Origin of the sequence: Tessaracoccus antarcticus, from assembly GCF_003688855.1 — a bacterium.
GTDB lineage: Bacteria > Actinomycetota > Actinomycetes > Propionibacteriales > Propionibacteriaceae > Arachnia > Arachnia antarctica.
The window spans coordinates 105,822-120,299 of sequence record NZ_REFW01000004.1 but is presented as its reverse complement, the minus strand read 5'-3'; the positions used below and the strand labels follow the sequence as shown (position 1 = coordinate 120,299).

The following is a 14,478-nucleotide window of genomic DNA, read 5'->3' as shown; positions in this document are numbered from 1 at the left end:
CTTCCGGTCATTCCCAGTCCAGGCCGTTGCGGCGCAGGACGTAGAAGTAGGCGATGAAAACCGTGGCAATGAAGATGACCATCTCCACCACGGCAAAGGTGCCGAGCTGGTTGTAGGAAATCGCCCACGGGTAGAGGAACACGATCTCGATGTCGAACACGATGAAGAGCATGGCGGTGATGTAGTACTTCACCGGGAAGCGGCCACCGCCCACGGGCTGGGGCGTGGGCTGGATGCCGCACTCGTAGGAGTCAAACTTGGCCCGGTTGTAACGCGCCGGGCCGACGTTCGCACTGAGAACGATGGAGACAGCAACGAACAGCGTGGCCAGGACCACCATCCCAACAATGGGGACATACGGGTTCACGAGTCGTCCTTTCCTTGGTCGTGCATGTCTTCCTCAGGCCGCCGGGGCGGCTTTGCACAGGGCGTTGATGATTCTGTCCATGGCATCACCGTCCCGCGCATCCGTCAGGTTTGCCAGCAATTTCATCACGAACTTCATGAGGGTCTTGTGCGGCAGGCCGTACGTGGTGCACAGACTCATGATCCGGGGATCTCCGATGAGCTTCACGAAGACCGTCCCCAGGCGGTAGTAGCCGCCCAGGCTGGCCTTCAGCGCAGTGGGATAGCCCTGCAGTGCCTTCTCGGCGCCCGTGGTGCCGATGCCGCGCGAGCGCGCCTCGGCGATGGCGTCGGCGGCCAGTTCGGCGGCCTCCATGGCGTAGGCGATGCCCTCCCCGTTGAAGGGGTTGACCATGCCACCCGCGTCACCCACCATCAGCAGGCCACGACCGTAGTGCGGCTGGCGGTTGAAGGCCATGGGCAGCGCGGCGCCCTGCACCTTGCCCACCATGTTCTCGTCCCGGAAACCCCACTCCTCGGGGGTGTTCTCGAGCCAGCGCTTCAGCAGCGCCCGGTAATCCGTCGACCCGAAGGCCTTGGAGGTGTTGAGCACGCCGAGACCCACGTTGCTGGTGCCGTCGCCCATCCCGAAGATCCAGCCGTAGCCGGGCATGAGGGTGGACGCGTGTGGCTTGCCCTCCCACAGCTCCAGCCAGGACTCGAGGTAGTCATCGTTGGTGCGCGGGGACGTGTAGTAGGTGCGCACGGCCACGCCCATGGGGCGGTCGTCGCGCTTGTTCATGCCCATGGAGACCGACAGCCGCGACGAGTTCCCGTCGGCGGCCACCACGAGGGGGGCCCGCCACTGTGACCCGTTCTTCGTGGTCACACCGACAATGCGTCCGGAGCGGTCGTCGAGGATGGCGTCGGTGACATGGGCGCCCTCCACCAACTGGGCACCGAAGGAGACTGCGTGGCGGGCCAGCATGTCGTCGAAGTCGGAGCGGGGGCGAACGAGACCGTACGGGGGGAAATCCGTGAGTTCCGGCCAGTCCAGCTCGAAGGGCTCCTCGCGGCCGCCGTAGATCCGAAGGCCCTTGTTGTGGAGCCAGCCGTTCTCCTGCGAGGTGTCGACACCCAGACGCGTCAGGGCGCGCGTTGCGCGGGGGGTGAGACCGTCACCACACACCTTCTCGCGAGGGAAGTGTGACTTCTCCAGCATGACGACGTTCAGGCCGCGACGGGCCAGGTGTACCGCCGTGGATGAGCCAGCGGGGCCGGCGCCGACGACGATGACGTCGGCCTCGCCTCCCTCGTCGGCTGTCGCCACGCCATCGTCGGGCTTGGCGTTTCGCATCGGGGGCTCCTCACGGGGATCAGTCAGGGATTGCGAGTGCCAGTGTAGGCGTTCGAATCACCCGATCACCAACCCACCTCAGCGTCTGCTCAAGAAGACCCTGACAAGCGGACTCACGGCTCAATTCGGCACGATTCCATGACGTTAATGCGGGGGTGCGCGTGGGCAGGATGATTGGGAGCGCAGGCCCCTCTGAGCTATCGTCGCTCGGGTGAGTCTGGACTTCTCCACCAAGCGCATGCGTGCGACGACTGTCGCAATTCCCGACCCCGGGCTGCTGCAACGTTTCCTGTCGGCCTCCGGCCCGACGTCAGCGTTCATCCGCCGCGGTGAGGGGTTTGTCGCGCTGGGCGAGGTGGCCCGCTTCGAGACGGATTACCCCGACGCCGCCGACGTCTGGTGGGCCGAGGTGGCCGACCACATCGACCACGACTCCGAGCTACCGGGCGCCTACGGCACCAGCCCGCTGGCCGTGGGCTCCTTCACGTTTGATCCCGACCGCTCCGAGGAGCGCTCGGTGCTCGTCGTGCCGGAGGTGGTGATCGGTACGCGTGGAGGCCAGTCCTGGATGACGACCATCGGTCCACGCAGCCGCTCCCTGGAACTTCCGCCGTCCGGCGAACGGCTGGTGGCGCCCACGCACCTGGACCTGCTCGAGGGTTCGATGTCCGAGCGGATCTGGATGGACATCGTCGGCGAGGTGGTCGCCCTCATCCGCACGGGCGAGGTGGACAAGGTGGTGCTGGCACGGGACCTGGTCGTCAAGGCGGGCGGGCCCCTCGACGCCCGCTGGCTCGTGAACCGCCTCGTGAACCGCTACCCCACATGCTGGACCTACCTCGTCGACGGCCTCGTCGGCGCCACCCCGGAACTGCTGATCCGGCGCCAGGGCGGGCTCGCAACGTCGCGGGTGCTGGCCGGGACGGTCTCACTCGACCCGCAGAACACCGATTCACTCGTGAAGGCCGCGGAACTGGCGACCTCCTCGAAGGACGTTGCCGAACACGAGTTCGCCGTCGAGTCCGTGGCGCGTGCCCTGGAGCCCTACTGCTCCGCCATGAACGTGCCCGAGTCGCCGTCGATCCTGCGGCTGCCGAACGTGCTGCACCTCTCCACCGACATCACGGGCGTCACGGACCCCGGCTCGAGCGCGCTGGCGCTGGCCGCGGCACTGCACCCCAGCGCGGCCGTCTGCGGCACCCCGACGTTCGCGGCCCGCGACGTCATCAGTGAACTGGAGTCCATGGACCGCGGCCGCTACGCCGGCCCCGTGGGATGGGTGGACTCCTTCGGGGACGGCGAATGGGCCATCGCGTTGCGTGGTGGACAGATCAAGCCGGAGACCCCTGAGCAGATCCAACTGTTCGCCGGCTGCGGCCTCGTGGCGGACTCGGATCCGGCGGCCGAGTTGGCCGAGACCAAAGCCAAGTTCCTGCCCATGCTGCAGGCTCTGGGCCTCGCCGACTGACGTCCACCGCCGACGCCTCGCCGAGCATGGGCTCGGCAGCAGGCGTCGGAGGCAGGTCAGTTGCGGCGCTGCACCTTGATCTTGTCGCCGCCCGGGGCTCCCCCGCCGCGACGCCTGGACTTCTCCGCGTCCAGGACCTTCTTCTGCTCGGCCTGCTGTTCCATGAGGGATTCGCGATCCATTCCGCTGCGCAGGAACGCGAAGGCGATGGCGGCGATGGCCAGGGAGATCCAGGGGGGCCAGCCGAACACGATGGGCAGGGTGACAAGAGCGACCATGTCGATGCCGCGCAGGACCGAGAAGATCATGCCGGGGGGTAGCGCACCCACGCCGATGGCGACGATGGGGCCGCCGTAGTCGGCAGGCTTCGCGGAGACCCAGCGGATGGTGGCGAGGAACCCCGCCAGCGCCGTGATGAGCGCAGCGGTCAACCCACTCAGCGCATCCACACGGACGCCACCCAGGACGCCGATGAACGCGGGGGCGGTGCCGATGCCCCAGAGCAGCGCAAGGGCTGCGGGCACCACCATGGTGGCGGTCTTGATCTTCCCGGGATCGAACGGGAAGCAGCGCTGCAGCCCCTTGGTGCGGCTCAGCACCCGCAGGGAGTTGCAGAAGCCGATGAGCGCCACCATCAGGACCAGCGCGGAGATCGGCGGGTTGAGCTGGGCGATGCCGAGTGCTTGCACCGCGTAGGGCACCACCATGGTGGCCAGCCACGTCACCAACGGCAGCGGGTCGCGCCACAGTCGCTGCACGTCGCGCATGATGAGCGCAGTGGTGCCGAGACCGATGCCCCGCGTGGCGCGCACGTGCCCGCGACGCTTGGCCTTGTCCTCCACGAGGATGTCACGCACGAGGGCGAAGTCCATGGCGAACGCGGCGCCCTGCATGCCGGCGATCAGGGAACTGCCCGCGGTGAGCCGTTGGCGGCGGATGTTGCGCAGCCTCCTCCACGCGAGCACCATGGACACCAGGCCCAGCAGCAGCCCTACACCGGCGATGATCCAGGCGAATTCGACACTCAGTTCCTGCAGCGGCTCCACGGGGAGCCATCCGGCGGCGATGCCCACGAGCGCCAGAAGCGTAGAGACGGCGGCGGCACCCACCACGTACTGCAGGGTCGTGGTGACCCAGTGGCGCTCCACCCCCTGTTCAGCGGCCGCAAAGGCCGTCAGGCCGAAGGCACCGAAACCGGCGGCCGCAGCCCACACCACGATGGAGAAGCCACCCGAGCCGGTGAGCGCAGCCACGAGCGCCCCGAAGAGTGCACCCGCCCCCAACGCGGCACCGAGCGCCCCGACGAGGCGCCCCGTCAGGAGGAGGCGCCTGTCAACGGGGCCGTCCATGAGCCAGAACCCCTCGGCGGCAGACGCCACGATGGGCCCGAACATCCTGCAGGCCACCAGCGTGAACGCCAGAACCGAGGCCACAGCGGCCCACGGGAGCAGGCCACGGGCTGCGAGGCACTGCTCCGTCTCGCAGCCAGAGACCGATTGCTGTGCCTGGATGATGGCGCTGATGAGCATGGCGCCGATGAGGACCACGGCGAACACCATCACGTAGGCGTCCTGCAACGCCTCCCACAGATTGCGGTCGGCGCGTCCACGGCGCCAGTCACGCATCAGGAGTTTCAGCTGGCGCTCATCGGCCTGCCCGATCTCGCCGAACTTTTCGTCGACACTCATGCCCGGGGCCCCCCCAGGCGCACTTCGCGTGCACCGATGGCCTCCAGGAGCGCCGGCTCATGGCTGGCAAGCACGATGGCGAGGCCATCGGCAAGGTCCGACTTGAGCCGGCGCCCCAGCCAGGCCACACCCTCGACGTCGAGTCGCTGCTCGGGCTCGTCGAGCACCAGCAGCCGGCGGGGCCGCACGAACGCCGTGGCCAGTGCGAGGCGTCGCCGTTGACCTGACGACAGGGTGCTGGGCAGTTGGCTGGCCTGCGGGACCAGCTGGACCTCCTCGAGCACCTCATCGACGAGTGCGTCGGGGTCGTGGATGCCGTGGGCACGGGCCAGCAGGTCGAGGTGTTCCACCACAGAAAGGTCGGGGAAGAAGTCGAGGTCATCGATGACGGTGGCCACGGTGCGGCGGATCTCGGCGTTGGTCTCACTCATCCGCGTGCCGCACACGGTGACCGTGCCCTCGTCGGGCCGGTCGGCGCCCACGATGCACCGCAGGACGGTGGACTTGCCTGCGCCGTTGCGCCCCGTCAGCGCCACGGCCTCACCGGCATGCACCGTGAGGTCGAAACCTTCGACGATCGTCACGGGACCGTAGCCCTTTTTCAGTTTGTCGACCCTCAGTACCTGCTCGCGTTTAGCCACGGCACCCATTGTCCCCCATGTGCGAGCCGTGTTCGCAATACGTCTGCCGGTGCGCTGCCACCCCGCTAGCGTGAGCGCCTGGCACGGCACCAGCCGCCAGGACGAGAGGACCATCCGATGACCGGTACGGCGAACGTGCACCCCGAGGCCCAGCTGCGGCCCACCAAGATGGAGCTTCTTTCGACGTGGCTGCCCACCCAGCCGTGGTTCGACGGCAACCCCGGGCTTCTGGAGCGCATCGCCTTCTACCGCTTCGCCGACCCCGACGGCGAAGTCGGCCTTGACGGCATGCTCATCGCCTCGGCCGGTTCGGTGTTCCACGTCCCTGTGACCTGGCGTGCCGCTCCCCTGCCGGAGGGCGACCTCATCGGGACGCTGGAGCACTCGGTGCTGGGCACGCGCTACTGCTACGACGCACCCAGCGACCCCGTGTTCGTGGCCGAACTGGCCCGTGTCATCAGGGAGTCCGACACCGACGCCGACATCGTCGCCGAGGGCCAGTCGGACCCCCGCCCCCGCACCATCGCGGTGAAGGGCACCGGCAGCGTGACCGGGAAGAAGCTCGGCGAGGAGCCCGTGGTGGTGCGCAAGCTGGACGGCATCTGGCCGGAGGCGGCCGCGCACCTCGTCGGCACGTGGAAGCCCGGCGGCGAGGGTCGCTCCGACGTGCTGGCCACCCTGGAGTGAGGCCGGGCACGGTTACCGGAAAACCGTCAGTGGTCGGCAGCTAGGCTGACCGTCATGGAAAACACCCGGGCAACCCTTGGCAAACAGCGCGCCGAGGTCGCCGCCATGTTCGACGGCGTGGCCAAACGCTACGACCTGCTGAACGACGTCCTCACGTTCGGCCTCGTGGGCGGGTGGCGACGCCACACTGCCGCGGCTGTCGCGCCGGAGCGTGGGGAGCGCATTCTGGATCTGGCTGCCGGCACCGGCACCTCCTCGGTCCCGTTCGCCGAGGCGGGCGCCGCCGTGTTTCCCACCGACATCAGCATGGGCATGCTGAAGGTGGGCAAGGGGCAGTACCCCAGTCTGGACTTCGTGGCAGGCGATGCCCTGCAACTTCCCTTCGCCGACGACTCCTTCGACGCCGTGACCATCTCCTACGGACTGCGCAACGTGGAGCGCACGTCGCAGGCGCTGGAGGAGATGCTGCGCGTCACGAAGCCCGGCGGCCGGGTGGTGATCGCCGAGTTCTCCACCCCCACCCATCCCGCCTTCCGCCTCCTGTACCAGGAGGTTGCGCTGCGGATCGTGCCGCTGGCCGCGAAAATCTCCAGCAACCCCGCCGCCTACGGGTACCTCGCCGAATCCATCCTGGCGTGGCCCGACCAGCGGGGACTCGCCGATGTCATGTCCTCCTCCGGGTGGGACCGCGTCGAGTGGAAGAACCTCGCGGGAGGGATCGTGGCGCTGCACCGCGGCTGGAAGCGCGTATGAAGGAATTCGTCCTCGACGCGTACGCGGCACGCAGCTGCCCCGTCAAGACTTTCAACGCGTTCAACCCGACGCTCAGCAAGCCTGCCGCGCCGCTCGACGAATCGCTGCGTGGATCCTTCGATGGGGGCCACGACTTCCTCGAGCTGACTCTTTCCGCAATCCTCCACCGCAACAGCACCGCCGTCGACCTCCGCCACCGCCGGGCCACTGAAGCCGGCTGGACCGTGATGGAGACCGCCTGCATCGCCGCCATGGAGCAGGGCGCACCCATCATTATCGGGGGTGTACTTCCCCTGGACCTGGAGGGTCGACGCAGCGGGCGGCCGGACCTGCTGGTCCGCGGCGCCGACACCACGGATGGCCGACCGGGGTACCTGCCTGTTCGCATCAAGCCCTACCGGGTGCTGGAGAAGCAACTGGGCTGCACGGACCTCCAGTACTCCTGCCTGGAGGCCCTGACAGTCCACGCTTGCCTGCCCGACCTGCGCTACCGGGGCCGGCGCGAGGGTGCGTTGCTGGAGTTGGCGCACCACTGGCGTCTCCTGGAGGCCTGCGGCCACGCCTCCACCGATCGCTTCGGCGGTGTCGTCGGCACGGACCGGCTGCCCAGTGAGGGCAACGGCACCGTGGTGACCTGGGTGCCGCTGGATCTGCGGTTCATCCGCACGTTCTCCCGCTCGGCCGCGTCCGGCCACCGTCTCCGCTCGGCCATGGAACGCTACGACCACGAGCACGGGTTCCGCATCCACGTGGCCCAGCAGGCACTCCGCCGCGGCGATGACGACACCGTCGCCCCTGTGGTGCGACCCATCCGCGTCAAGGAGTGCGAGTGGTGTGCCTGGTGGGAGGTCTGCCGCGGCCAGATGGACGACGACGACCTGTCGCTGCGCATCTCCAAAGCCCCCCTGGACGTCCGCGAGCTGCAGGCTCTGGTGTCGCTCGGCATCAGGACCGTGACGGAACTGGCGGGGGCCGACGTCGATGCCCTGCTGCCGGACTACCTGCCGTTGACGTCCCACCGCGACCGCTCCGCCTCCAGGCTCCGCCAGGCGGCACAGCGGGCCCGGATGCTGGCTGACGGGGTGTCGTTGGAGCGCATCTCCTCTGACCCGATACGCGTACCCCGGGCAGACGTCGAGGTGGACCTCGACATCGAGACGGCCGAGGGCGACACCACGTACCTGTGGGGGGCGCTGGTGACGGATCGGCGCGTCGGCCGCTCTGAGTTCCACCACACCAGTTCCTTCCAGGAGATGGACGCCGACGGCGAAGTGGCACTGGCAGTGTCCTTCGCGCGCTGGCTCCTGTCCCTCATCGAGGAGCACCCCGGCCTGCGCGTCTACCACTACAGCGACTACGAGACCGTGCACCTTCGCAGGCTGGCGGACCGCAGCCAGCACCCCGACCTCATCGCGCTGTGCGCCCTGGTGCGTGAGCACTTCGTGGACCTCTTCCAGTATGTGCGCGACTCCATGGTGGCCGTTGACGGCCTCGGCCTCAAGGTGGTGGCGACCAAGGGTGCCGGGTTCACCTGGCGCGACGAGGAGCCCAATGGTCTGGCGTCGCAGGCATGGTACGAAACTGCCGTGCACTCGCCCGATCCGGATGTGCGCGCCGCCACCGCGAACCGGGTGCTGGAGTACAACGAGGACGACGTGCGTGCCACCCTCGCCGTGCGTGATTGGCTCGAGTCACTCGACCAGTGATTCACGCGTAACAACCCATCCACCATGGTCAGTGGTGGCGGCGGGAGCGGCCACCGACTACCGTCATAGGGTGAGCGACGAGATTGAAACCATCCCATCCAGCGCGCCCGAGGTGTCCGAAGAGTCCGAAGTGACCGCGACGGACGCACCACAGGACGCCGTTGACGACGACACTTTTGCGGCCTTCGGCCTTGACGAGCGGCTCGTCCGCGCTGTCCGTGACCTCGGTTACGAGCACCCCTCGCCGATCCAGGCGGCCACCATTCCACACCTGCTGGCTGGACGCGACGTCGTCGGACTCGCCCAGACCGGTACCGGCAAGACGGCCGCCTTCGCGCTGCCGATCCTCAGCCAGCTCGACCACAAGCAGAAGACGCCCCAGGCACTCGTGCTGGCGCCGACGCGCGAGCTCGCCCTGCAGGTCTGCGAGGCCTTCGAGAGCTACTCCGCGAAGATGCCCGGCGTCCGTGTGCTGCCCGTGTACGGCGGTCAGGGCTACGGCGTCCAGCTGAGCGCCCTGCGTCGCGGCGTCCACATCGTGGTCGGTACCCCCGGCCGGATCATGGACCACCTCGACAAGGGCACGCTTGACCTTTCCGAGCTCCGCTTCCTCGTGCTCGACGAGGCTGACGAGATGCTCAAGATGGGCTTCGCCGAGGATGTCGAGACCATTCTCGCCGACACCCCCGCGGACAAGAACGTTGCCCTGTTCTCCGCGACGATGCCCAGCCAGATCCGGCGCATCTCCAAGAAGTACCTCAATGATCCCGTCGAGGTCACCGTCAAGGCCTCGAAGCAGACCACACCCAACATCACGCAGCGCTACCTCATGGTGTCCTACCCGCAGAAGGTCGACGCCCTGACCCGCATCCTCGAGGTGGAGAACTTCGAGGGCATGATCGTCTTCGTCCGCACCAAGAACGAGACCGAAACGCTGGCGGAGAAGCTGCGGGCACGGGGTTTCTCGGCGATGGCCATCAACGGTGACATTGTCCAGGCCCAGCGCGAGCGGACGGTCGGGCAGTTGAAGTCCGGCAAGCTCGACATCCTCGTGGCCACCGACGTGGCCGCTCGTGGCCTCGACGTGGAGCGCATCAGCCACGTCGTCAACTACGACATCCCCACCGACACCGAGTCCTACACGCACCGCATCGGGCGTACGGGGCGCGCCGGCCGCGCCGGTGACGCCATCTCGTTCGTCACCCCGCGCGAGCGCCACCTCCTGCGGGCCATCGAGAAGGCCAACAAGAACACACTCACGCAGATGCAGTTGCCCACCGTCGACGACGTCAACGCCACACGGCTCAGCCGCTTCGACGACGCCATCACCGAGGCTCTGGCCTCCGAGAAGGTCGACTTCCTCCGGGATGTGGTGGCGCACTACGTCGGCGAGTACAACGTGCCGGAGGTCGACGTCGCCGCCGCGCTCGCAGTGGTGCTGCAGGGTGACCAGCCGCTGCTCCTGGACCCGGAGTCCGAGCGTCGGCAGTCCTTCGATCGCGACCGCGGCGCCGGGGACCGGAGCGACAGGAGTCCCCGCAACGACCGTGGAGAGCGCAGTTCCCGTCGAGATGATGGCAACCGCGGCGACGCCGGCGGCAAGCCGTGGCAGCGCGACGAGAGGCCTGGACGCTCGGCCGATCCGCGACGCGGCCGCTCCGACGTGTCCTACGCCACCTACCGCATCGAGGTAGGCAAGCGGCAGAGGGTGGAGCCCCGCCAGATCGTGGGTGCCATCGCCAACGAGGGGGGTCTGGGCCGCGAGGACTTCGGGCACATTGACATCCGCATGGACTACTCCCTCGTCGAACTGCCCGCGCAGTTGCCCCCGGGCGCCTGGGAGAAGTTGCAGTCGACCCGCATCTCGGGCCAGCTCATCGAGCTGACCGAAGCTGGTCAGTCCAGCCGTCCGGCGACACGTTCGAAGCGTGACCAGGACTAGGACGCTCGACACCCTCGGCGTCGCCGTCCTGCTCCTGGCACTGCCGGGGTGCACGACGGTCCCCGCGTCACCCTCACGTCCCGCGGACCCCCCACGGACCGCATCTTCACGTCCCGCATCGGCGGCCGTCACAACGGCCGCCGATCGCTGGCGGCCCACCGGCACCATGGCCTGGCACATCCAGTACCAGGGTGAGATGGGCACTCCTGAGGTGGCCGTCCTCAACCTCGACGGCGTCGGAACCCCCGCCTCGCAGGTGGAAGCCCTGCACGCCGCGGGCGGGCACGCCCTCTGCTACGTCAACGCGGGGGGCTCGGAGGACTTCCGCGACGACTTCACCTCATTTCCCGACGAGGTGCAGGGCAACCCCCTGGACGACTGGCCGGGCGAGCGATGGCTCGACGTGCGCCGGCTGGACGTGCTGCTTCCCATCATGGGCCTCCGCATGGACCAGTGCCGCGACAAGGGCTTCGACGCCGTGGATCCCGACAACCTCAACGGGTTCGCCAACGACACGGGCTTCCCGCTGACCGCAGCCGACGCCCTGGCATACCAGCGGGCACTCATCGCCCTCGCCCACGACCGGGGACTCGCCATCGGGTTGAAGAACACCATGGAACTGATTCCGCAACTGGCGGACGAGATCGACTTCGCCGTCAACGAACAGTGCCAGCAGTACGACGAGTGCGACACCTATGCGCCACTCGTGGCTCTGGGCAAGCCGGTGTTCACCATCGAGTACCAGGGCACCTGCGACGGCCAGCCCGCAGGTCTCAGCACCGTGCTGGCGGACCTGGCCCTCGACGGCCCCACCACCAGCTGTCGCTGAGAACACCGGAGGAGGACACCCATGAACACCGCCGACCTCCCCGTGGGAACCCGTTGGGGCCACAGCACGGGCCTGCCACCTCTGGCGGCAGCTCGCCCCGAGAGCCCATCCGTCAGCGGCGAGCACCCTCCAGCTGTGGCAGCTGCGAGACGATCGCCTGCGCTGAGGCCTTGGCGTCGCCGAAGCACATCAGCGTGTTCTCGTTGAAGAACAGCGGGTTCTGCACCCCCGCGTAGCCCGCGTTCATGGAACGCTTGAACACCACGACGGTTTCGGCCTCCCAAACGTGAAGGACGGGCATGCCGGAGATGGGCGAGCCCTCCTCCATGGCGGCAGGGTTGACGGTGTCGTTGGCGCCGATCACGAGCACGACGTCGGTGGTGGCGAAGTCGCCGTTGATGTCGTCCATCTCCTCGACGATGTCGTAGGGGACCCGGGCCTCTGCCAGCAGGACGTTCATGTGGCCCGGGAGGCGGCCGGCCACCGGGTGGATGGCGAACCGCACGTCGGTGCCCCTGGCCTGCAGCGAGGTGGTCAGCTCCGCCACCAGGTGCTGCGCCTGCGCCACGGCCATGCCGTACCCCGGGACGATGATGACCTTCCGCGCCTCGTCCAGCAGCTGGGCGACGTCGGCTGTCGAGGCTTCCCTGTGCTCGCCCTCGAGAACGGGTCCCTGCACCATGGACTCCCCGAACCCGCCCAGGATGACGGAGATGAACGATCGGTTCATGGCACGGCACATGATGAAACTGAGGATGGCTCCGGAGGCGCCGACGAGCGCACCCGTGATGACGAGGATGCTCAGCCCGAGGGTGAAGCCGGTGAAGGCGGCGGCCCAGCCTGAGTAGGAGTTCAGCATGGAGATCACCACGGGCATGTCCGCGCCGCCGATGGAGGCCACGAGGTGGATGCCGAGCACCAGCGACAGGATCGTCGCCAGGAGCAGCGGAAGGAGCGAGTGCGAGGCCACGAACCACCAGCCGAGCAGTCCCAGCACGATCACGGCGCCGAGGTTCAGCCAGTTGCGCCCCGGCAGCGCCAGGGCCTTCGAGGCCAGCTTGCCGTTGAGCTTGCCCCACGCCACGAGCGACCCCGTGAAGGTGACGGCGCCGATGAACACGCCCAGGAACACCTCGATCTGTTGGAAGCCGGTGGAGTCGGGGCGTTGGAGGTAGGCGTTGAATCCGACCATCACGGCGGCTGCACCGACGAAGCTGTGCAGGAGGGCGATGAGTTCGGGCATCCCCGTCATCTCCACCTTGCGGGCCCGCCAGATGCCGATGGCGGCACCGATGGCCAGCGCCGCGTAGAGCAGCACCGCCGAGACCGGCTGCAGCTCGTGGTTGGCGTAGTCCTTGTAGGCGATGGCGAAGTTGGTGGCCACGATGGCCAGCACCATGCCGAGGATGCCGAACGCGTTGCCCCGTTTGGCGGTCTCGTGCTTGCTCAGCCCTGCCAACGCGAGGATGAACATCAGGCCGGAGACGATGTAGGTGGCGTTGATGAAGTTGCTCAGCACGGCTCAGCCCTTCCGGAACATGGTCAGCATGCGATGGGTCACGGTGAATCCGCCGAAGACGTTGATGGCGGCAAGCACGATCGCCACGAAGGAGATGCCCTTGACGACGGGGTTCTCGTCGGCCAGTTGCGTCATGGCGCCCACGATGATGATGCCGCTGATGGCGTTGGTGACGCTCATGAGAGGCGTGTGGAGGGCGTAGGTCACGTTCCAGACCACGTAGTAGCCGACGACACCAGCCAGCACGAAGATGCCGAACAGGGTCACGAAATTGCTGGGCGAGATCGTCAGCAGGGCAATGAGCGCCATGCCGGCGAGCCCCACCCACACCACGGGCAACCACCACGGCCCGGGTTTCTTCGGCTTCGGCGGCGGTGCGGGCGCGGCCCGGACCACCACGGCCGGCGCGGCCGCCGACACCTCGATGGGGGGCGGCGGGAACGTGATCTCGCCGTTGCGCACCGTCGTCATGGTGCGCACCACGTCGTCGTCGAAGTCCAGGACGAGCTGGCCGTCCTTGGCGGGCGTCATGAGCGTCAGCGCGTTGACGAGGTTGGTGCCGTACAGCTGTGAGGACTGGCCGGGCAGGCGGCTCGCCAGGTCCGTCCAGCCGATGATGGTCACGCCGTTGTCCGTGACCCAGCTCTCGCCCGGCTTCGTCAGCTCGCAGTTGCCTCCGCCCTGGGCGGCCAGGTCGACGATCACGGAGCCGTTGTGCATCGAGGCCACCATGTCGGCGGTGATGAGTTTAGGGGACGGCCGGCCGGGGATGGCGGCCGTGGTGATGATGATGTCCACGTCGGCGGCCTGCTCGGCGTACAACTGCCGGGCACGATCGGCGTAGTCGGCGCCCACCTCCTTCGCGTACCCGTCGGAGCTGACGCCCTGGTCCTCGGAGCGGACGTGCAGGAAGGTGGCGCCCATGGACTCCACCTGTTCGGCGGTCTCCGGGCGGACGTCGGTGGCGCGCACGATGGCACCCATGGCGTTGGCTGCGCCGATGGCGGCGAGACCGGCCACGCCGGTCCCCGCGACCAGCACCTTGGCGGGCGGCACCTTGCCGGCGGCGGTGACCTGGCCCGTGAAGAAGCGACCGAAGGCATGGGCTGCCTCCACGACGGCGCGGTATCCGGAGATGTTGGCCATGGCGCTGAGCGCGTCGAGCGCCTGGGCGCGACTGGTGCGCGGCACCATGTCCATGCTCAGCGCCGTGACGCCCTGGGCGGACAGCTTCGCGGTGAGTTCGGCGTCCTGCCGGGGAGCGAGGAACGTGATGAGGGTGGCGCCGACGCGTAGCGCGGCGATCTGGTCGTCGGTGGGAGGGTTGACGGCCAGGACGACGTCGCTGTGCCAGGCTGCGTTCACGTCGGCCACGCTGGCTCCGGCCTCGGCGTACCCGGCGTCGTCGAAGGCTGCGCGGGATCCGGCGCCCTCCTGAACGACGACGTCATAGCCCAACGCGATGAGCTGGCGGACGGTCTTCGGGGTCGCAGCGACGCGGTTCTCACCGGGCGTCACCTCGAGGGGGATTCCGATCTGCATG

Annotated in this window: 12 protein-coding genes; 6 read left to right on the top strand and 6 right to left on the bottom strand. The window is 68.1% G+C overall.

The window, feature by feature from the left end; genetic code table 11:
* Positions 1-7: 7 nt before the first annotated feature.
* Both EAX62_RS13565 and EAX62_RS13560 read right to left on the bottom strand, forming a co-directional pair.
* Positions 8-367, bottom strand: a complete 360-nt coding sequence (locus EAX62_RS13565; RefSeq protein WP_121902267.1) for an NADH-quinone oxidoreductase subunit A — start codon at positions 365-367, stop codon at positions 8-10.
* A 33-nt stretch (positions 368-400) separates the two neighbouring features.
* Positions 401-1,702, bottom strand: coding sequence for a geranylgeranyl reductase family protein (locus tag EAX62_RS13560; protein ID WP_121902266.1), 1,302 nt, complete (start codon positions 1,700-1,702; stop codon positions 401-403).
* Between the two features lie 211 nt (positions 1,703-1,913).
* On the opposite strand from EAX62_RS13560, the gene EAX62_RS13555 reads away from it, so the two are divergent.
* Positions 1,914-3,170: an isochorismate synthase gene (locus EAX62_RS13555; RefSeq protein WP_121902265.1), complete on the top strand. Its 1,257-nt coding sequence runs from the start codon at positions 1,914-1,916 to the stop codon at positions 3,168-3,170.
* Between the two features lie 56 nt (positions 3,171-3,226).
* Here the strand turns inward: EAX62_RS13555 and EAX62_RS13550 are convergent, their stop codons facing one another.
* Positions 3,227-4,858 carry a DUF6297 family protein gene (locus EAX62_RS13550; protein WP_121902264.1) on the bottom strand — a complete coding sequence of 544 codons (1,632 nt, stop codon included), beginning with the start codon at positions 4,856-4,858 and terminating at the stop codon, positions 3,227-3,229.
* Positions 4,855-5,508 (bottom strand): ABC transporter ATP-binding protein, encoded by a 654-nt coding sequence (locus tag EAX62_RS13545; RefSeq protein WP_121902263.1) that lies wholly within the window; start codon positions 5,506-5,508, stop codon positions 4,855-4,857. The genes EAX62_RS13550 and EAX62_RS13545 overlap by 4 nt, the downstream gene beginning before the upstream one ends.
* Positions 5,509-5,616: 108 nt before the next feature.
* On the opposite strand from EAX62_RS13545, the gene EAX62_RS13540 reads away from it, so the two are divergent.
* From EAX62_RS13540 to EAX62_RS13520, 5 genes are all read left to right on the top strand, one after another.
* Positions 5,617-6,186: a maltokinase N-terminal cap-like domain-containing protein gene (locus tag EAX62_RS13540; RefSeq protein ID WP_121902262.1), complete on the top strand. Its 570-nt coding sequence runs from the start codon at positions 5,617-5,619 to the stop codon at positions 6,184-6,186.
* Between the two features lie 54 nt (positions 6,187-6,240).
* The gene (locus EAX62_RS13535; RefSeq protein ID WP_121902261.1) at positions 6,241-6,939 is read left to right on the top strand and encodes a demethylmenaquinone methyltransferase; all 699 of its coding nucleotides are present in this window, start codon (positions 6,241-6,243) and stop codon (positions 6,937-6,939) included.
* The gene (locus EAX62_RS13530; protein WP_121902260.1) at positions 6,936-8,645 is read left to right on the top strand and encodes a TM0106 family RecB-like putative nuclease; all 1,710 of its coding nucleotides are present in this window, start codon (positions 6,936-6,938) and stop codon (positions 8,643-8,645) included. The genes EAX62_RS13535 and EAX62_RS13530 overlap by 4 nt, the downstream gene beginning before the upstream one ends.
* Positions 8,646-8,715: 70 nt before the next feature.
* Positions 8,716-10,587, top strand: coding sequence for a DEAD/DEAH box helicase (locus tag EAX62_RS13525; RefSeq protein ID WP_233557967.1), 1,872 nt, complete (start codon positions 8,716-8,718; stop codon positions 10,585-10,587).
* Entirely contained in the window at positions 10,574-11,416 is an 843-nt protein-coding gene (locus tag EAX62_RS13520; RefSeq protein WP_199711305.1) for an endo alpha-1,4 polygalactosaminidase, read from the top strand. The genes EAX62_RS13525 and EAX62_RS13520 overlap by 14 nt, the downstream gene beginning before the upstream one ends.
* A 112-nt stretch (positions 11,417-11,528) precedes the next feature.
* On the opposite strand, the gene EAX62_RS13515 is transcribed toward EAX62_RS13520, so the two are convergent.
* Together EAX62_RS13515 and EAX62_RS13510 are read right to left on the bottom strand one after the other, a co-directional pair.
* Positions 11,529-12,935 (bottom strand): NAD(P)(+) transhydrogenase (Re/Si-specific) subunit beta, encoded by a 1,407-nt coding sequence (locus EAX62_RS13515; protein ID WP_121902258.1) that lies wholly within the window; start codon positions 12,933-12,935, stop codon positions 11,529-11,531.
* Between the two features lie 3 nt (positions 12,936-12,938).
* Positions 12,939-14,477 (bottom strand): Re/Si-specific NAD(P)(+) transhydrogenase subunit alpha, encoded by a 1,539-nt coding sequence (locus EAX62_RS13510; protein ID WP_121902257.1) that lies wholly within the window; start codon positions 14,475-14,477, stop codon positions 12,939-12,941.
* Between the last annotated feature and the right edge of the window lies 1 nt (position 14,478).

Coding starts and splice junctions, on each gene's coding strand:
- EAX62_RS13545 (WP_121902263.1), bottom strand. CDS start 5,508: ATGGGTGCCGTGGCTAAACGCGAGCAGGTACTGAGGGTCGACAAACTG.
- EAX62_RS13560 (WP_121902266.1), bottom strand. CDS start 1,702: ATGCGAAACGCCAAGCCCGACGATGGCGTGGCGACAGCCGACGAGGGA.
- EAX62_RS13510 (WP_121902257.1), bottom strand. CDS start 14,477: ATGCAGATCGGAATCCCCCTCGAGGTGACGCCCGGTGAGAACCGCGTC.
- EAX62_RS13550 (WP_121902264.1), bottom strand. CDS start 4,858: ATGAGTGTCGACGAAAAGTTCGGCGAGATCGGGCAGGCCGATGAGCGC.
- EAX62_RS13535 (WP_121902261.1), top strand. CDS start 6,241: ATGGAAAACACCCGGGCAACCCTTGGCAAACAGCGCGCCGAGGTCGCC.
- EAX62_RS13540 (WP_121902262.1), top strand. CDS start 5,617: ATGACCGGTACGGCGAACGTGCACCCCGAGGCCCAGCTGCGGCCCACC.
- EAX62_RS13530 (WP_121902260.1), top strand. CDS start 6,936: ATGAAGGAATTCGTCCTCGACGCGTACGCGGCACGCAGCTGCCCCGTC.